This window comes from Paenibacillus sp. N22P23, assembly GCF_059383735.1.
Map to the genome: position 1 here is coordinate 1687750 of NZ_JBXENT010000001.1, position 20298 is coordinate 1708047.

Consider the following 20298-nt stretch of genomic DNA (forward strand, 5'->3'; position numbering starts at 1 on the left):
AATGTTAAAGTAATGCTTTCGGCTGTAATTTGCAAATTTCACCAATTGCTGCACATACAAAAAAAGCCGGTATGCGCCGCCAGCAGCTCCCGAAAGGAACTTGCTGACGTTGTTTGAGCATACTCGGCGAGTTTGTCGCACGATTTATTCGTAGTGGATGGTTAAGGACTGTGCTGCTTGTTTGGCCAGCTCACGTGCTTTATTGCAATCATCAGCGGAGCTGAGAGCGACTGCCATACGACGGCCCGGTTTCGTTACCGGTTTGCCGAACACACGCACTTGCGTATTCGGTACGGCAAGCGCTTGCTCCAAGCCACCGATTTGGAATTGATCCGAATCGCGATCTGCTTTGAGCGTATACGATGCACCTGGCGTCAGTAGACGGATTGTTGGGATCGGGAAGCCAAGAATCGCTCTTGCGTGAAGCGCAAATTCGGAGAGATCCTGCGTAACCATCGTAACCATGCCGGTGTCGTGCGGACGAGGCGAAACTTCACTGAACAGCACGCCATCCTTCGTCAGGAACAGTTCGACGCCGTAAATGCCGTAACCGCCAAGCTCCTCGGTTACTGCACGTGCAATTGCTTCTGCTTCTTCAATTTGCTGTGCCGACATTTCATGCGGCTGCCAGGACTCGATGTAATCGCCGTCCTTCTGTACATGTCCGATCGGCGCGCAGAACGATGTACCCGACGCTGAACGAACCGTTAAGAGCGTAATCTCCGATTCAAAATGGATAAAGCCTTCGACGATAACACGCGTCTTCTTCGCACGTCCGCCTTCCATTGCATAGTTCCAGCAAGCTTCAGCATCCCCTTCGGTTTTACAGACGCTTTGGCCTTTGCCGGAAGAGCTCATGATCGGTTTAATGACGCATGGTGTACCCAGTTCTGCAACTGCAGCTTTAAGCTCGTCCAGCGTGTCTGCGAAGCGGTAAGGTGCTGTAGGCAGGTTAAGTGTTTCTGCAGCCAGACGACGAATGCCCTCACGGTCCATCGTAAGCAGCGCAGCGCGTGCAGTAGGGATAACGCGGTAGCCTTCTTTCTCCAGCTCTACGAGCGCGGAAGTTGCAATCGCTTCGATCTCTGGAACGAGTAAGTCAGGCTTTTCCTTCTCAATCAGCGCGCGAAGAGCAGTCGGATCGAGCATATCAATTACATAGGAACGATGAGCAACCTGCATGGCCGGAGCGTTCTCATAACGATCAACAGCAATCGTTTCAACGCCAAGGCGCTGAGCTTCCATAATAACCTCTTTGCCAAGCTCGCCTGAACCGAGCAGCATAATTTTACGTGCCGTAGATGAAAGCGGTGATCCATACATATAGAAAAAGAACCTCCTGGAAGAAATGTTTTCTTCCATTGTGGAGGTTCTTTAGCGAAAAATCAAGAATTATGCCGATAAAAAACGATACTGTGCTTCAATGAGACCATTATACGTGCCTTTATGGCGAATTAATTCTTCATGGCTGCCCTGTTCCACAATTTGACCATGATCCAAGACCACGATGCGGTCCGCGTTACGAATCGTAGATAAGCGATGCGCTACGATGAACGACGTGCGGCCTTTCAACAATTTCTTGAGTGCTTCTTGAATTTTGAGCTCGGTTTCGGTATCGATACTTGCCGTCGCTTCATCCAGAATCAGGACTCGCGGATCTGCGAGCAATGCTCTGGCAAAGGACAGCAGCTGGCGTTGTCCCATCGACAGACTGTTACCGCGCTCTTGAACTTCCGTGTCATAGCCGTCCGGCAAACTCATAATGAAATCATGCGCATCAACGGCTGTGGCCGCTTTCACGATTTCGTCGTCCGTTGCATTCAAACGTCCGAAACGGATATTCTCCCGGATCGTACCGGAGAAAATAAAGGTATCTTGCAGCACAACCCCAACCTGCGAACGCAAGCTCTCAATGCTGACGTCGCGGATATCGATGCCATCGACTCGCACAGCGCCTTGCACCGGATCATAGAAACGGCAAAGTAAATTCATAATTGTGCTTTTGCCTGAACCGGTATGTCCGACCAGTGCGATCGTCTGTCCTGCCGTAACTTCGAGCGAAATGCCGCGCAGTGCGGGACGGCCTTTCTCGTATTCGAAGACGATGGAATCAAACGATACATCGCCGCGGATACGAGGCAGATCAGCCGCGTTCTCCTCTTCGCCTACAGTCGGCTTCTCATCGATAAATTCAAAGATCCGCTCAGAGGAAGCCATTGCGATGAGCAGTTGTGCGTACATTTGGCCGAGTCTGTTGATCGGCTCCCAGAAGTTGCCGACGTAGTTGGCAAAACCTACGAGTACCCCTACCGTAATCGCGCCGACTTGTATCAGATGCGAGCCGTACCAGAACAGAATGAGCGTACCGATCGCCGAGGTGACTTCGATAATCGGCCCGAACGCTTGGTTAAGCGCAGAAGCTCTATTCCATGCTTTAATATTGGTGTTGTTGATGTTCGTGAAGAAGCTGAAATTGGATTTCTCCTGCGTATAAGCTTGTGTCACGCGCATCCCTTGAATACTTTCGTTCAAATGCGCATTGATTCGCGACTGCTTCATCCGCACGTCCTGCCAAGCGAAACGAATCCGTTTGCGCAATGCTGTTGATACGACGAACATAAGCGGTACCGTAATCATGATTGCGAGGCCAAGCTTGAAGTTCCATGCCAGCAAAATAACGACGATCCCGACGAGCTGCACGCAATCCATCAACAAGTTAACTACGCCGTTCGTAAACAAATCCTGAAGGGCATTGACGTCATTCGTAACGCGGACCAGAACCGAGCCTGCCGGACGTTTATCGAAGAAACGGAATGAAAGTTTCTGAATGTGTTTAAAGAGATCCTGACGCAAATCATAAATGACCTGCTGGCCGATGACATTCGTATATTTGATCCGGTACGTGTTAGCCGCCCATTGAATAATATAGAGAGTCAGCATGATTCCCGCAAACAGGTAAAGCTTGCTCAGACTCGGATCTCCGCCATCCTTCGGCTGAATCGCCTCATCGATCGCCATGATGATGATGGCCGGAATAGCCAGACGCGTGAGCGTACCGAGCACCATCATGACGATAATGACAGGCAATAATTGTTTCCGATAAGGTTTCATATAGGAGAACAATCGGGTAATTTGAGACCAGTTGAACGGTTTCTCGATCGCATCGTCATCCTTGTAGATGAAACGCTCATGACTGCCTCGCGGCTGCCCTTTCTGCTGCTGCTGATCACTCACTGTGCGACCCTTCTTTCTACTGCGATTTCGGCTGTGGCGGTACTGGGACGATCCGCGTATTGGATGTTGTACGTATCCTGATACGGACCGGCTTCTGCTACTAGTTGCTCATGCTGACCGCGCTGGACGACATGACCTTTGTCGAATACGAGAATTTCATCGGCATGACGAAGCGATGAAATCCGGTGTGCGATAATGAATGTGGTGCGGCCTGCCATAAGTTCACTAAAGCCGGCTTGAATTTCATGCTCGGTCTCCATGTCTACAGCGCTTGTTGCGTCATCTAGAATAAGAATCCGTGGATTCTTAATCAGAGCGCGTGCAATGGCAATACGCTGCTTCTGACCGCCTGATAGGCCCATACCGCGCTCACCGACGATCGTGTCGTAGCCTTCAGGAAGCTCCATGATGAAATCATGTGCTTTTGCCAGCTTCGCCGCCTCGATGATTTGCTCCATCGTGACATCTTTGATCGCATAAGCGATGTTATCTCGAATCGAGCAAGAGAAGAGGAACGTCTCTTGGAAAACGGTTGCGATTTGGGAGCGAAGGCTCTCAATGGAGATGTTGCGAATATCCTCGCCGTCAAGCGTGATCTTACCCGTCTTGATGTTATAAGCACGCATCAGCAACTGAATCACTGTCGACTTACCGGAACCGGTACCGCCGAGCATCCCAATAACCATCCCCGGTCTCGCATCAATGCTCACATTCGTCAGCGCTGGTGCTTTATCCGCATAATTAAATGTCACGTTATGAAATTGAACATGACCTTCAATTTTGCTTTCTTCCAGGAATTTCGGGGATTCGACATCTTTCACATGTACATACTCATTGAGCAGCTCCAGCAGACGTTCACCGGAAGCTTTGGACTGCGTGTAGTTGTTGATCAGGAAGCCCATCGCCCACATCGGGTTGATGATGTACCAAAGCATACTGAAGAAGGCAACCATCTCACCTAACGTAATCGATCCGCGAATAACGAGTGTACCGCCTGCAACAAGGAGAATAACCGCACACACGCTTGCAAGCAGCTCCATGACCGGGAAGAAACGGCCCCACAAGCCGGAAGCGGCAATTTGGTTTTGTTTGTAGGCCGCACTTCGTGTGGAGAACTTATCCATTTCGAACGATTCGCGTGCGAATGATTTGACGGTGCGTACGCCTGTAATATTCTCTTGGACCGCAGTCGTCAAATGACTCATCGCTTGGCGCATTTCTCTGAAAGCCGGGTGAATTACCTTTTCGAATCGCAGTGCCACAATGACCAGAACCGGCATTGTCACCAGTGTGATCAGCGTAAGCTGCCAGTGAATGGAGAACATCATGGCTGCTCCGAAGATAATCATGAGAAACATGTTGAAAATTTGGGCGAAACCGAAAGCGATGAAATTTCGAACCGCTTCCAAATCCGCAGTCAGACGGGACATTAAATCGCCTGTTTTTGCCGTGTCGTAATACTGAAACGACAGCGATTGCAATTTCGTGTAGCACGCATTACGAAGTCTGAACGCGACCCGGTTTCCGAGGCGACCGCCGAAGAACCCGTGTAGAAACTGAAGACAACCCTTTAAGGTAACGACCCCTACGACAGCGAGCGATAATGCCGGCACCCACTCAAATGTTTTGGGAACGATGACTTTGTCGATCAGTACTCGAAGTAAATTTGGATAAACCAATCCGAGCGCGGTAGCGCAGATCAAAAAGGCGATCGAAGCAAACAAACTCTTGCGTTCGACCCAGTAAAACGGTTTAAGTTGCCTGAAGACGTCCAATGGGTAACCCACTCCCTGTTGCAATTTTATGAACCTTTTTATGAATATGAATGAATATTAACAGCATGAGTCCGGTACGGCAAACAGAGTGCAGGGGCATATAGTTGACAATATTCGCTTCCTCTTCCATCTCGGGTAAAGTTTAGGGGGTATTCTCCGATATCGTCGTAAATCATCGCCAACATGCGCATATTGCTCCGTTTTTGCACATTTGCCCCTGTTTTTGCATGATTTCATTTTCACAAAATAAAGAAGCTTATCCGCCTCATTCTGAGCGCTGGATAAGCTTCTTTACGTGTTCATTATGGATTTATATGGCAACTAATGCAGCATGAACACTGCGCAGTTCCTCAACGTCGGCATTGTCAGACAAGGAAGCAAGCTTCCCTTCGCTGAACGCATCCAAATCCTGACGGAGCGTTTCTGCACAATGTGCCATCGCTTGATTCCACAGCCCCGTGTAACGGATGCTCCACGCATCCTCAGCAGCCTGCAGCCAGCGCTGCATCGGTGCAGTCAGCTCCGTTTCGAGCGTGCTGCGCAGCGCGGCTTTCCCATCGCCTTCGAAGAAATGGCGCGGTGACTTGAACTTGCTCCAGAGCAGCTTCGCATCTACTTCTTTCGCTTGCCAAGGCGGCTGCTCATCAGGGCTTTCCGGCTGTACCGGTTTGAAATCAGATGCCTCGAAGCCTTGAAGCTGAGCGCCGGCTTCTGCGGCAACTTCCGTAAACTTCTTCACGGCCAGCTTGCCCAGCATATTGTCCAGACGCAGAGAAGTGGCTTCCAGCTCCTGTGCAAGCTCAATCTGCAGCAAACGCTGAAGCTCCAGCCACGACGTCCACATCGCTTTGCGCAGATCGCGTCCATCGTCTTGCAGCGACGAAGGATTGAACGCAAAGTTATAATGATCGCCGAAACGGAGCTGCACACGCTGCAGCACATAGAAGAGCAGTTCTTTCAGTTCTTGCTGCAGCTTCGCGTTCGGCTGCGGCTCTTTCAGTTCATCTACAAGGCTGCGAGCACGCGCTGCATGAGCGATAATATCCGTCTTTGCCTGTTCACGGCTGAGCGCATCACCGGAAGCAGCGTCGAGCCAGTTCGCGATCGTGCTGCGTGCACGCGCTAGCTCCTGTTCTGCTGCAGCAACTGCCAAAGCACCTAGATCGCCGCTCGTGAAGCTTAAGAAAGAGGCTTCAAACGCGCCGATGCCGGACTGCTCAATCAGTGCCTTATTGTTCGTACGTTTCCCGTCCAGCGCCTGAAGGCTGGAAACCGGGAACATGCGCGGGAAACGGATGCCGTGCTGCTGCAGGTTCCGTTCCACGTGCGCTAATACGCCGTCTCGTTCTTCTTCGTCTGCTGCCAGATCGGCCGCGTTCACGATGAAGAACATTTTATCAAGCTCGAATTGATCCTTCACCCGGCCAAGCTGAAGCAGAAACTGACGATCGGCCTGCGAGAAGGCATGATTATAATAAGTCACAAACAGAATCGCGTCCGCGTTCTTAATATAATTGAAAGCTACGCCGGTATGTCTTGCATTGACCGAGTCCGCTCCCGGCGTGTCAACAAGGACAATGCCCTGCGAAGTCAACGGATTGCTATGATGCAGCTCGATTTCGCTGACAAAACAAGACCGCGACTCTTCCGCGACATACAGCTGGAATTCTTCGCCGCTCACGGCCAAACGCTGGCCTAAATGAGCTTCGTGGGCTGCCCAGCCTTTGACTGCAGCTTTCAAGAAGCTGTAATGCGGGCGTCCGCCGGCATGCACCGCATCCGGTGTTAATTTATAAATGGTTTGTAGCAGCGCATCGTCACTTAGCGATTGTGCGTCTTCACCGAGCAAATTAAGCGAGTAGCGCAAATCGCCCATCATCGCTTCGCGTGATTTCATCAGCACCGTAGCCGTTCCGTGCGGATGCTCCGCGGACGGCGGCACGATGCGATTGACCGCAGCCGTCGTCGGATTCGGCGATACGGGAAGCACTGCCTCGCCTAGCAAGGCGTTGGCGAGCGAGGATTTGCCCGCGCTGAACGCACCGAACAGCGCGATCGTGAACCGGCTGCTGCGAAGGCGCTCCGCCTTCTCGCGCATGCCGTGCACGGCCTGGGCGAGCGACGCATGCGGCGCCAGGAGAGCGGCCGCTTTGCTCAGCCGCTCCGCTGCTTGGCGCTGCGGCGCGAGCGCGTTCTGGGAAGCGCCGGTTTGTTCCGGCGGCGCTTCCTGGGCTTCGCCGCCGGCGACGGCGGCCGCAGCGGGCACCGCTGCTGCGGCTGGCGTCGCCGCGGCGCCTGTGCCGGCGCTAGGCGCAGCCGGGGCCGGCGGCTCGGCGCCGGAGGCGCTGTGCGCCTCGCTGCCGAGCGCGAGCGGCTTCGGCAGCGCCGGGCGCGGCGGCGCCGGCGGCAGCAGCGCCGCCAGCCGCGCGAGATGCGCGGCCGCGCGCTGCTGCAGCGCGGCCAGCTGCGCGAGCGCGGCGGCTTGCAGCGCGAGCGCGCTAAGCCGTTCGCGCAGCGGCGCAGCGGCAGCTTCGCCGGCCGCTGCTGCGCGGTCGCCGAGCGCGTCGATGAGAGGCATCGCGCTCTTGCGGAACAACCCCTTCACAGCCGCTGCAAGCTCGCGGCTGTAAGTCATTGTATACTCGTTCCCCATAACAGCCCCTGGGTTAACGAGGGAGATCAACAGGTCCTGCGTTAATAACCCGCTGAACGTGTCCTTCAGCTGACGCTCCAGCGATTCATCCCGCCAATTGAGCCGATCTGCAGTCCGGCGCAGCAAGTCGATGACATGCCATTCGATGCCAGCCTGCACAAGGTCAGCCAAATCGTTGAAGAAGGCTTGAAGCCGCCGTTCTTGTTCAGCTGCGGTTTTGGCTCCGGCAAATAGCAGCCCTGCCTTAAATCCGGTCTTGCGGCTTTCCAGAAAAGAATGCGCCAGATCCCGCGTTGCCGCCGGCGTAATATTCGCATTATCGAGAATGCTTTGCACGTCAAGACGAGTCTTCACCCGCAGGCTCTCCGCCTCAGCTGCATGAACACGCAGCTGCTCCTCAAGACCGGCGATTTCCTCGCGAACTCGCTCTGCCTCGCCTTCGCCGCCTGCTTCTTCAAGCAGCCGCTCACGTTCCGGCTCTGCTTGATCATCCATCACTTTCCCGTGCATCCGAACGACGTAACGAGCAGAAGCGTCAACACTGCAAAGTGCAAGCGGCCCGCGGATCTCAGCTAGCGATTCGAACAATCCTTCGAGTGCGCTCCATTCCGAATGCGGATGGTTCGGCTCACGCAACGACAAATAGACGATACCGCTCGGTTCCAAATGCCAGTTCCCGAACGCTTCGTCAACACTTTGTTTATAGGCTTCAAATGTCAGTTCGCTCTCGCGATGCTTATCGATTTGATTCACGATCAGATATAAAGGCTTGCCCCACTCCTTGAGTTGTTTGGCAAACGTGAAATTGATTTCGGATTGGACGTGATTGTAATCCATCACATAAAAAACGACGTCCGCCAAATGAAGCGCCGATTCGGTCGCCATCCGGTGCGCGTCGTCTGTGGAATCAATCCCCGGCGTGTCAAGCAGCACGGTATGGGTGCCAAGCCGAGGGATCGGATAGGACAAAGAAATAGCCAATACAGTTTCGCCGTCTTTGCAATAATCATTCACTGCATCTACCGGCACCTCAAGCGTTTGCTCCTGGCCGTTCACCAGCTTAATAATGGTGGCTTTCGCTTCCCCGTTCACAATACTGACGACATTCGCACTCGTCGGAATCGGACTTGACGGCAGCAGTTGCGTGCCGCAAAGCCGATTGACGAGAGTAGATTTCCCCGCTGAGAAATGTCCGCAGAAGGCTACGGTCAACTTACCGTTCCCCAGCTTATCTCGCAGCTCAAGCAGCCGCGCTGCGTCTTGCGCATCCCCGGCGGCTGCCATGATCGGCGATATTTCTGCAAGCGAGGTGTCCAGCGAATGAGCAGCTTTTTCAATCGTTTGGCTCATTTCTCTCTCTCTCCCTGTTTCCTACTCATTCAGACGAACTTGAACGTACGAGATGTTATACCAGTTGTACGGCAGGTACACAAATCTCAAACACTTCACCATGCTGAAGGATCGTAATGTTGCGTTCTTTCTCCTTCATTACGACACACTCAGGCTTAAGTCTCATACGTTCAATATATTGATCCGGTACGTCGCCTGCTCCGCTAACTATCACGCCTTCAACAGTAATTTCTTCATTTTCTTGCGGTGGGGATGCCATAATTTGCTCATAAATATCAGAGAATAAAGCGAAATCTTTCGTGTATACGGAAATGCATTTCATGTGGAATCATCCTTATCCATTATGTTTTGGGTCAAACGTCTTATTACTTAGCTTTTCGGTTTAAAGCAGGTTTCATACGCTGTTTGCCTTCTTTGCAAGAATCTAGCATCGGACAAACCGGACAATTCGGATTCTGAGCCTTGCAGTGGTATCGACCGAAGAAGATCAAACGATGATGCGTCTCTGTCCATAATGCTCTGGGAACAAGCTTCATCAATTTCTTCTCGACTTCAAGCACGCTATCATCAGCCTTGGCAAAACCAAGCCGCTTGGATACACGCTCCACATGCGTATCCACTGCAATTGCCGGCACCCCAAATGCGTTGGATACCACAACATTTGCTGTTTTTCGGCCTACGCCAGGCAATTTCGTCAGTTCCTCATGCTGCTGCGGTATTTCTCCGCCGTAGTCATCTAAGAGCATACGGCATAACTTCTGAATAAACAGCGCCTTGTTGCGAAATAGTCCAATCCGCCTGATATCGTGCTCAAGCTCATCCAGTGGAACAGCCAAATAATCAGCCGGTGTCTGATATTTTTGGAACAAATCCGCCGTTACTTTGTTGACAGTTTCATCTGTGCACTGCGCAGACAACAGAACTGCGATCGTTAGCTCGAACGGATTGCGGTGATGGAGCTCGCAGTGTGCGTCAGGGAACATCTCTCCGACCACACCTAAAAAATGATCCATTTTCTCTTTCGCCTTCAACCGATCTCACTCCTATTTGAACCATCGAATCAAAGTGTAGCGAATATTGTCGCATTAATCAACCGCAAATGACCCTTTCGGGACTGAATTTGTGCAGGATTTCACAGAATTGCAAAATAAAAATGTCCCGGCCGATTCACCGGGACATCAGTCATTCATGTTGCGCTTATACCTTCGCGATTTCGACCAATACATTCTGGTAGAAATAAAGCAGTATCGCATCGCCATCTTTCAGTTGAGCGATCGTAATTTGCTGGTCGCCTTGTGTAACTTTCGTAGCTGACGTTACGGTATACGTGTTGAGTTCTGTAAGTGTAGCTCGCTTTACGGAAAGCTCGCCAATAGCTGCGTTAAACTTCCAGAACTTCTTGCTAATCCCGCTGTTTACGGTGACTACGACACGATCTTTAGCATCCTTCTTTACTTCAACACGGTCACCGATTTGCAGTACTGCAGCTGAGCTGCCTGTTAGTCCGTTCTTCATAACGGTATAAGAATCGCCTAACGTTACGCTAGTAGCAACTCCACTGTTATCAACGATCACCATGGAGCTTGTGTTTACAGCAGTCAGCTTGCCATATGTGACTTTTACAAGCTTAAACGAAACTGGGCTCAAGCCGACATATTGAACATTACCGGTTTGACCTGACTTCAGATCGGCCAGTGTGATCTTATCGCCTCGTTCATTGAAAATCTCCATCGCAGATGCATTCAAATCAAGGATGGAACCATCCGTTGTTTTCACCTTCAAACGTTTGCCTGCTATATCAGCTGCAGATACACTCGTTTGCAAGGATGTATGAACTTGAAGCGTGATCACTTTATCTTGATTCGAATTTAGCAGACCGGTTACGGTATCGCCTACTTTAACATCTGCTATTGTAGAGGATGTTTTGCCGGCAATTTCAATGGCATTCGGCAGCTCGAGCGGCAGCGTTACGACAGCTCCGTTGCTCTGCGTGATCGACACCTGACTCGAATTAATACCTGTCACTGTTCCGCTGTATTTGTATACGAATTGAATGAGGACAGCTTTATTATCGGTAACTCCGATGGTCAGCTTCCTGTTCTTAGTCAACAGCGAGCCAGCAGTACTCACAGCAACAGTCGAACCGTTCAAATCGATTCTTGTTTTGTCCGTCAAATAAACAGACATCGGATTACCGTCTTTGTCTTTAAAATCGAGTATCCTCGTGTCACTTTCATAATTACGAACCGTTGCACCAATCATCAGTGTCACATTACGATTCACAACTTTGATGGCAACAACTTGATCATTCGAATTCAAAGAGATATCTAGGATATCCCCTTTGACAAGGTCAGAAATGGTTGTGCCAGTCAGTCCATCGATTGTTACATCCACTAGCGTGGATACAAACTTAGCTTCTAGTGCGCTTTGTGCAGTTCCGGCATTTTTCACATATTGGATCGTTTTACCGTCACTGCTTGCAGAATAGAATTCGCCGCGAATTAGCTTGGCCGAGGTTTGTGTAATCGTGACTTTGGTCACGAGCGAATTTTTCACTTCGTACGAAATGGCATCGCCAACACGAAGCTGAGACAATCCGCCGTCCAAAATCTGTCCTTGCCATATCACATCCACTTGCGGAGAGACGTTAAACTTGTACTCGTTAGCGGATACACTATCTTTCACCGTTATAGCTGACGAAGTAAGATCAACCGCGCTGATTGTACCTTGTCCATTACTATTGATAGGTGCCGATTGAACTTTAATAGAGATCGCTTGTGGTTTCGTTCTGTATGTATCGCGTGTGATCTCCACTTCACTGTCTTTCGTAAGTGCACTCGGTTTAATGACCGTTCCTGCTCCATCTGTCACAACAGTTGCACTGTTAAACGTGATGGCAACCGGCTCATCAGCAATCCATACCCACATCTTATTATCGTTGACTAAGACGCGGTCTACAGTCCCTTTAAGCTTCTCCACTTGTGCAGCAGCATCAAGCTGCTCGACATAAAGTGCTTTATTCCCGCTCGATATGACGAGGAGTTTCGTATTCGGTTCAAGGTCCGCCACCTTCGAAGGTTTCTCGGAATCGAAGCGATACACGTATGTATCCGGCGTCATCTCAATCGCAGATTCTTTATCATTCTGATACAGATGAACAGAAGTTGCATCAATGCCAGTCATGACAGCGGTTTGTTGACCCGTGTAATTAACCGGGAATTGCGTTTCTGCTCTGCTGAAGATCGTAGCAATTGAAGCTCGCGTAATGTACCCTTTTGGATCGAAACGATCTACTGTAATCCCTTTAATTAGTTGAAGGGATACTGCAGCGTTCACATAACCCTTATAGTCTTCACCAACTTTACTGCCATCAGAGAAGCTAATCGCATCATTTGCGAGCGCCTCGGCTTCCTTCTGCTTGCCAATCGCTTTTACAATCAGCTTCGTGATCCATTCACGCGTTGCTTTCTGCGTTCCCCATGCGGACCCCGGATTCGCTTCGGCCAGCTCGAACTCTTCTTTCTGATCGAGTAAGCCCTCTTGAAAAGCAAGAATGATATAAGGTTTAAAATAAGTGCTGACCTCGAATGTGTCCGGGAAGACAATAGCATCATCTACCTTAACTTCTTGCTCTTTACCGATAAAACGGATGGCAAGCGCGATCGCTTCCTGCTGCGACACATTATCCGAAGGCTTGAACGCTCCATTCGTTCCTTTAACGATCCCTTGAGTGGCAAGTTTAGCAATATGCTTCTCTGCCCAGTGTCCGACAGGCACATCGCTGAATCGTGTAGACAAGGCTGAATCAGCAAACGCTAACGAACCGCCGACTGCAGAAAACCCTGTAAGTACTGAGAAAACCAACATCGATGAAACCACTTTAACCCATTTCTTCTGCTGCGGCATATTCTGTGAGCTCCTCCTTATGGTTTAGTAATGGGATGATCAATTTCCTCATGGCCCATTAAACTATCGACTGCTTCACCATCTACCAGTAGATCGATGGAAGTAACGTCCGTCAGTTGAAAATACGTCTGTTTCAATGCTCGTATAGCAAGCATTTCTCCGGGTGCACCTAGTCTAGCTTCATCAGGCAAATGCAAATCAAGGGTGACGGCTGATCCGTCTTGCTTTGCACTCAGCAGCTCTGCATGCTTCCATAACGAAGACTCGCCATTTAATCCATCTTTCTGAAGCGCAGTAAACATCGCTTTCAATTTCTCTTGCGGATCGCCGAATTCAATATCTGATTTCTGCTCGTGGAGCTCCATCATATCGTCGTCCGTATAGAAAACAGAAATCTGCTCTTTCGTTAGTGCAGGTTCTTCCGGCTGGGCTGGCTCCGTCTGAACATTATTGGCTTCCTGATCATTCGAAGCATTGTTAGTTCCTTCTGCTGGTTGTTCTTGAACGGCTCCGCCTTGCGTCAGCGGTTCAACTCGATTGCCGCAAGCGCTAAGTGGTACGATAAGGGCGGCAGCAACGATTACCGATAATAATGAAGTTGTAATATGACGTTTCATCGGCATTCTCCTAGCTTAGTTTTAAATATTCTTTAATACCCGCCACGATTTCCGCAGCGATCTTGTTCTGTTTCGCATCATTGAAAAGTACGGAAGTATCTCCACTGTTAGAGAGGTAACCCGCTTCAAGCAATACGGCCGGCATTGTGGTCTTCTTGATAACTCTGAAATCAGCTTGTCTTACACCACGATCCTTGAAGCCTGTCCCAGCGACCAAATGCTTGTGCAATACTTTTGCGAATGCAATACTGTCTCCGCGGGAGTAATACGTCTCTGAGCCCGTAACCGTTGCACTTTCCGTCTTGTTCGCATGGAAAGAGACAAAGAGATCCGCTTTTAGATTGTTTGCAAAAGCTGCGCGATCATCAAGCTCCACGAACGTATCGTTGGAACGTGTAAGATACGGCTTAATTTTCGTTTCCTGATCCAGAAGAGCTTTGACCTTTAATGTAATTGCAAGATTGTATTCTTTCTCCTGACGTCCGTTTACACTAAGTGCACCAGGATCTTTCGCGCCATGACCTGCATCGAGCACTACTTTATAAACCTTATCCCCCGGCAATACCGGCGGAGTAACAGGCGGTGGACCGGTTTGCTCCAAGACATCGATACGAATGGCTTGATCTTCTTTGACCGTCTGAACATTCGTCGGAGCTAGAAGATCTAGAACCACCCTAATGGTATCCGGCTTGTCCGAGTAATAGGAGTAGCGCACCTTCTGAAGCGTAGGATGAGAATCGATCAATATTTCGCCAAGTTTCGTGGAGCTGTTCAACTGCGTGAAAGCAGGCGTGAACGCTGAATTAAAGTTCATATAAGGCAGGTCGATGACAACACGCTCTGGATTATGCAGCACTTCTGTTTTGACGTCTTTGAAATCGCCTTCATAGGATAGGTAAATACTGCCTAAACCATTATACTCGATTGATTTGAGACTTGCAGAAATATCTGTAGGCGGATCTACGCCAGGCTCTTCACCGGTTCCGTCTCCTGGGTCCGTTCCCGGATCTGGAGTCTCGGTCGGTGGTGTGACAACTGGCGGTGTTACCGGCGGCGGTGTCACAACGGTTTGCTGATAGAGATGGACGGAACGAGATAGCTTGTCCCAATATACACTTAAACCGAATTGCTCACTGATAAAACGTAGCGGCACCATCGTAGAGCCATCTGTATTGAGAGCTGGCGCGTCTAAAGAGACTTCTCGGTCGTTCACAATGGCATTCTTACCGCCAATTGTTAGTACCATGTTCGTTTCGCCATTGGAGATTGTTACAATCGGCTTCTCCCATGCCACATCAAAACCAAGCCCTTCAGTCACCGTTCGGATTGGAACGAGTGTCGAATCGCCAACAATACGGGGCTCAGCGGCACTTTGAAGCTGTTTTCCATTCAGATAAAGCTTTGGTGCTTCCGCTGCTCCCACCAGACTGGGGAACAAAGAGATTATGAGCGACAACAGCAACACAGCGGACACTAACTTCCTCATCTTTCACCTCTAAAACTTTTTTTTCGCCTGTCAGCCTATCTAAATTCGACGAAGACTGTAGACAATGATTAGACGCAGTTTGTCAGAAAAAGTTGCGTATTCAGGAAATTTGTAACTATTGAGCGTTACTTACGTTTGCAGTACGAAAAATGTGTGTGAAAGAGCGGTTTTTTGAGGAAAAGCGGAGTTGAGAGCGGATATGCCGCTATCGGAGGAGATAATGGGATAGTTTGAGGACTGAGAGCGGAATACCCGCTATCAGCAAGAGAATTGTGTGCGAAAGAGTGGCATTTTGAGGAAAAGCGGAATTGAGAGCGGATATGCCTCTTTCGACGGAGAAAATGGGTTAGTTTGGGGACTGAGAGCGGTATATCCGCTCTCAGTTTATTTCGTTTTTCAAGAGCGAGGTGAGCAAAAGTCTTCTCACACTCACCTTTTTCACTTACATCGAAATCGTGGCTCTAATTATCTGAGAGTACGATTTCCGCACTCTCGACTTGATTTATCGGCGAATTCACCATTGAGAGTGCGGTTTTACAACTCTCAGCCACACGATGTCAGCGAATTCGCAGCTTAATTGAGCTGAGAGTTCAATTTCCGAACTCTCAGTCTAATTTATCGACGTTTTCGCCTCTGAGAGTGCGGTTTTACAACTCTCAGCCACACGATGTCAGCGAATTCGCACCTTAATTGAGCTGAGAGTTCAATTTCCGAACTCACGGCCTAATTTATCGGCGATTTCACCATTGAGAGTGCGGTTTTACAACTCTCAGCACACAATGTCAGCGAATGCGCACCTTAATTGAGCTGAGAGTTCAATTTCCGAACTCTCGGTCTAATTTATCGACGTTTTCGCCTCTGAGAGTGCGGTTTTACAACTCTCAGCCACACGATGTCAGCGAATTCGCACCTTAATTGAGCTGAGAGTTCAATTTCCGAACTCTCGGTCTAATTTATCGCCGCTTTCGCCTCTGAGAGTGCGGTTTTACAACTCTCAGCCATACGATGACATGGAAATCGCTGCTTAATCAGGCTGAGAGTTCAATTTCCGTACTCTCGATCTAATTTATCGACGTTTTCACCGCTGAGAGTACGGTTTTGCGACTCTCAGCCAAACGATGTCAGCAAATTCGCAACTTTATCAAGCCGAGTGCACGACTCCCCTGACTCTCAGCCTCGCCACGGCTGCGAAATCGAGCCAGAAACAAAAAAAGCAGCCCCAATCATCACCCGATGATTGGGGCTGCCCTGTTCGATTTAGAATACGACGCGGTTAGCCTCGTATGCAGAGATTTTCTCTTCGTGCTGAAGCGTCAGGCCGATATCATCCAAGCCTTGAAGCAGGAATTGACGGCGGTGCTCATCAAGATCGAAGTCGATGTGCAGTCCAGCATCGTCTGTCAGCGTCTTATTTTCCAAGTTTACGTTCAGCTTGTAGCCTTCTGTCTTCGCCGTGCGTTGGAACAAGTCTTCTACTTGCTCTTCGCTCAAACGAATCGGAAGAATACCGTTCTTGAAGCAGTTGTTATAGAAGATATCAGCGAAAGAAGGTGCGATAACTACTTTGAAGCCATAATCGAGAATCGCCCAAGGCGCATGCTCACGGGAAGATCCGCAGCCGAAGTTTGCACGTGAAATCAGGACTTCAGAACCTTGGTAACGAGGTTGGTTAAGGCTAAATGAGTCAATCACGTTGCCTTGCTCGTCCCAGCGCCATTCGAAGAATAGGAATTGGCCGAAACCGCTGCGCTCAATGCGCTTCAAGAATTGTTTAGGAATAATTGCATCTGTATCTACGTTTACACGATCTACCGGGGCAACAAGACCCGTTAGCTGTTTAAATTCTTCCATGATCGTTAACTCCTCTCGTCTCTCTTGCTACTGCAATCGATATCCCCATATTTTGGGCGATTCAATTGCAGTGTTACTAGTTCAATACTTCGGATTTGATTTTCCAGTCGCGAACGTCTGTGAATTTACCCATGATCGCAGCAGCTGCGGCCATTGCCGGGGAAACCAAGTGCGTACGTCCGCCGCGGCCTTGACGGCCTTCGAAGTTACGGTTGGATGTCGATGCGCAGCGTTGACCCGGTTGAAGTACGTCAGGGTTCATTGCAAGACACATGGAGCAGCCAGCGTCACGCCATTCGAAGCCGGCTTCTGTAAAGATCGCGTCGAGGCCTTCTTTCTCAGCTTGGATCTTAACACGGCCCGAACCTGGAACGACAATCGCAGTAACGCGGTCGCTTACTTTATAGCCCTTGGCAATTTCAGCAGCGGCGCGCAAATCTTCAATCCGACCATTAGTGCAAGAACCGATAAAGACGTAGTCGATGTCGATCTCACTCATTGGCGTACCTGGTGTAAGTCCCATATATTCAAGTGCTTTCTCAGCTGCTTTACGCTCGTTCTCAGTCGGAAGCTCAGCAGGTACCGGTACGTTCTTCGTAATGTCTGTACCCATGCCAGGGCTTGTACCCCAGGTTACTTGCGGGATCAAGGAATCGACGTCGAATTCAAGAACGGTATCGAACGCAGCGCCTTCGTCTGTCGCAAGTTCTTGCCAAACAGCTACTGCACGATCAAATGCTTCGCCTTGCGGTGCGTATTCGCGGCCGCGGAGGTAGTTGAATGTTGTTTCGTCAGGAGCGATCAAGCCAGCGCGCGCGCCTGCTTCGATGGACATGTTACAAACGGTCATACGCTCTTCCATCGACAAGGTGCTGATTGCCTCACCAGTGAACTCCATAACATAACCAGTACCGAAATCAGTACCATATTTCGCGATAACGCCAAGAATCATGTCTTTTGCAGTTACGCCTGGCTTACGGCTGCCCGTGAAACGAATTTCCATCGTTTTCGCTTTGGATTGCTGCAAGCACTGCGTTGCAAGTACATGCTCAACTTCGGAAGTACCGATACCGAAAGCAAGTGCTCCGAAAGCGCCGTGCGTGGAAGTGTGGCTGTCGCCGCAAACGATCGTTTTACCCGGGTGCGTAAGGCCAAGCTCAGGTCCCATAACGTGAACGACACCTTGGTCAATACTGTCGAGGTCGAACAACGTTACGCCGAAGTCTTTACAGTTTTGCGTCAGCGTGTCAATTTGCTGCTTCGAAATCGGATCTGTAATATTGAAGCGATCTTTCGTTGGTACGTTGTGGTCCATCGTTGCGAAAGTAAGCTCCGGACGGCGTACTTTACGACCAGTCATACGAAGGCCTTCAAATGCTTGCGGTGAAGTTACTTCATGGACAAGCTGCAAATCGATGTAGATAACGCTCGGCTTACCTGCATCAGCATGAATGACGTGATTATCCCAAATTTTCTCAAACATCGTTCTTTTCGTCATTATATTCACCTCATAAGTTCATTTGCTCGTAGCAATAATTCAATGAAGCCATCATAACATTTCTTTCTTCATTGATCTAAGATATAATATCTATAAAAGCAATAGGTATGGCCTATGAAGATAATACACGTCAAAACTTGGTTTGTGGAGTGGTTAATCATGGAATTTCGCCAACTGCAATACGTGATCCAAATTGCCAAAGAAAAGAATTTCTCACGCGCGGCGGAGAAACTGCATATCGCACAGCCTTCGCTCAGCCAGCAGCTGTCCAAGCTGGAGAAAGAGATCGGCGTTCTCTTATTTCGCCGGACAACAAACTCTGTAGAGCTGACTCATGCCGGAGCTGTATTTGTAGATAAAGCGCAGAACATTTTGGACAATATCGAACAATTGAAACAAGAGCTCGACGACCTTGCTCATATGCGCAAAGGAAAACTCGTTGTTGGCAGTCTATCCATTACGGGTTCTCATGTACTGCCCACAGTACTGCCAATCTTTAATAAAAGGTATCCTGAGATTGAAGTCGTACTTGTCGAAGATACGCCATCCAAGCTTGAGCAATTGACTGCAAGCGGTCAAACCGATCTCAGCTTACTTGCACTGCCGCTGTTTGAACCTTCACTGGAGTGGGTTCCAATTATTGAAGAGGAAATCGTAATCGCAGTTCCTCCTGATCATCACCTCGCTCAATTAAATGAACCTATTCGGATTGAGCGCCTGAGTAATGAACCTTTTATCGTTCTGAAGAAAGGTCAAGGCTTTCGGCAAAATGTCATGGAGATCTGTGAACAAGCCGGTTTCGCACCGCGAATCGTATTTGAGAGCACTAATATCGAAACCGTCCAATCCCTCGTGGCTGCCGGTATGGGGATTACATTCGTACCCAAGATGCTTATAAGGGATAAAGTCGATGAACGAACGCCTGTTTACCTACCGATCTCCGCACCAGCGCCTATTCGCACACTTGTCATAGCAAGCCGCAAAGGCCGCTATCTGTCGAGAGCGGCCGAGGCTTTTATAGAAACGATGAAGTCGACATTAATATAGTGAAGGCCGGCGGTCTTCGAAGACCGGGATTTTTGCGCGAACAGCGTCTACGAGGTCCAGATCGATTTCCGCCCTCATAATGACTTCCTCTTCGCCCGCTTCCGCTATAATTTCGCCCCATGGATCAATAACTAAGGAATGACCAAAGAACGTACTCGTTCCGCTTGTTCCGCAACGGTTGCACGCGATAACAAACATTTGATTCTCGATTGCTCTAGCCGTTAACAGCGTCCGCCAATGATGCAACCTTGGGTTTGGCCACTGGGCTGGAACGAACAATACTTTGGCACCGCCGAGTGCCAGCTTCCGTGCCAGCTCCGGGAATCGAATGTCGTAGCAAATCATCATTCCTGCATCCGATCCTGCCACTTCGAGCGTTCCCAGCTTCTCCCCTGCTTGCAGATGCTTCTCTTCATCCATGAGACGGAACAAATGAATTTTGGAGTAGTCCGATACAACTTCACCGTTCTCATTGAATGCATAGATCGTATTATAAACGCCGTCTTCACGTTTCTCCGCAATTGAGCCCCCAATAATTTGGACCTGGTGCTCACGGGCAAAAGCCGACAGCAGCGCCTTTGTGCGCTCTCCGTCCTTATCCGCGATCTGCTCAATCTGTTCAAGCGCGTAACCGGTATTCCACATCTCCGGGAACATGATCAAATCAGGCTTATCCGCCCCTTGAACAGCTTCATTCAGCCTTTCCTTCAGCCTTGCAAAGTTCGCCTCCGGATATCCAGCATCAACGTGCATTTGCACGATCGCAAGCTTTAATTTCCTCTCACTCATTCGATTGCCTCCTGAATTGCTCAGTTTTACCTAATCATATCGTCTCATGCTTCGCTGTCAAGATGGGCACTGTAAAGAGGAAACCATCCTGT

The 20298-nt window shown here is 49.7% G+C and carries 13 protein-coding genes; 1 reads left to right on the forward strand and 12 read right to left on the reverse strand.

The window, feature by feature from the left end; all coding sequences use genetic code 11:
• Positions 1-144 precede the first annotated feature (144 nt).
• The 11 genes from purT to leuC all read right to left on the reverse strand — a co-directional run bounded on the left by purT (position 145) and on the right by leuC (position 18370).
• Positions 145-1323, reverse strand: coding sequence for a formate-dependent phosphoribosylglycinamide formyltransferase (purT, locus tag AC506A_RS07980; protein ID WP_495460421.1), 1179 nt, complete (start codon positions 1321-1323; stop codon positions 145-147).
• Between the two features lie 69 nt (positions 1324-1392).
• Entirely contained in the window at positions 1393-3234 is a 1842-nt protein-coding gene (locus AC506A_RS07985) for an ABC transporter ATP-binding protein (RefSeq protein ID WP_495460422.1), read from the reverse strand.
• Positions 3231-5009, reverse strand: a complete 1779-nt coding sequence (locus AC506A_RS07990) for an ABC transporter ATP-binding protein (RefSeq protein WP_495460423.1) — start codon at positions 5007-5009, stop codon at positions 3231-3233. The genes AC506A_RS07985 and AC506A_RS07990 overlap by 4 nt, the downstream gene beginning before the upstream one ends.
• Positions 5010-5319: 310 nt before the next feature.
• Entirely contained in the window at positions 5320-9012 is a 3693-nt protein-coding gene (locus AC506A_RS07995) for a dynamin family protein (protein WP_495460424.1), read from the reverse strand.
• Positions 9013-9067: 55 nt separating this feature from the next.
• Positions 9068-9334 carry an NAD/NADP transhydrogenase alpha subunit gene (locus AC506A_RS08000; RefSeq protein WP_495460425.1) on the reverse strand — a complete coding sequence of 89 codons (267 nt, stop codon included), beginning with the start codon at positions 9332-9334 and terminating at the stop codon, positions 9068-9070.
• A gap of 43 nt (positions 9335-9377) precedes the next feature.
• On the reverse strand, positions 9378-10025 hold the full coding sequence (gene nth / locus AC506A_RS08005) for an endonuclease III (protein ID WP_495460996.1): 648 nt from the start codon (positions 10023-10025) through the stop codon (positions 9378-9380).
• Positions 10026-10209: 184 nt separating this feature from the next.
• Entirely contained in the window at positions 10210-12918 is a 2709-nt protein-coding gene (locus AC506A_RS08010) for an S-layer homology domain-containing protein (protein ID WP_495460426.1), read from the reverse strand.
• Positions 12919-12935: 17 nt separating this feature from the next.
• On the reverse strand, positions 12936-13535 hold the full coding sequence (locus tag AC506A_RS08015; protein ID WP_495460427.1) for a GerMN domain-containing protein: 600 nt from the start codon (positions 13533-13535) through the stop codon (positions 12936-12938).
• 10 nt (positions 13536-13545) lie between these two features.
• Positions 13546-15021 carry an N-acetylmuramoyl-L-alanine amidase gene (locus AC506A_RS08020; protein ID WP_495460428.1) on the reverse strand — a complete coding sequence of 492 codons (1476 nt, stop codon included), beginning with the start codon at positions 15019-15021 and terminating at the stop codon, positions 13546-13548.
• Between the two features lie 1257 nt (positions 15022-16278).
• Complete coding sequence (gene leuD, locus AC506A_RS08025) at positions 16279-16872, reverse strand: 3-isopropylmalate dehydratase small subunit (protein WP_495460429.1); 594 nt, start codon at positions 16870-16872, stop codon at positions 16279-16281.
• Positions 16873-16948: 76 nt separating this feature from the next.
• Entirely contained in the window at positions 16949-18370 is a 1422-nt protein-coding gene (leuC, locus tag AC506A_RS08030) for a 3-isopropylmalate dehydratase large subunit (protein WP_495460430.1), read from the reverse strand.
• 159 nt (positions 18371-18529) lie between these two features.
• On the opposite strand from leuC, the gene AC506A_RS08035 reads away from it, so the two are divergent.
• Positions 18530-19417: a LysR family transcriptional regulator gene (locus AC506A_RS08035; protein WP_495460431.1), complete on the forward strand. Its 888-nt coding sequence runs from the start codon at positions 18530-18532 to the stop codon at positions 19415-19417.
• Here the strand turns inward: AC506A_RS08035 and AC506A_RS08040 are convergent.
• Complete coding sequence (locus AC506A_RS08040) at positions 19409-20206, reverse strand: carbon-nitrogen family hydrolase (protein ID WP_495460432.1); 798 nt, start codon at positions 20204-20206, stop codon at positions 19409-19411. The genes AC506A_RS08035 and AC506A_RS08040 overlap by 9 nt on opposite strands.
• Positions 20207-20298 lie beyond the last annotated feature (92 nt).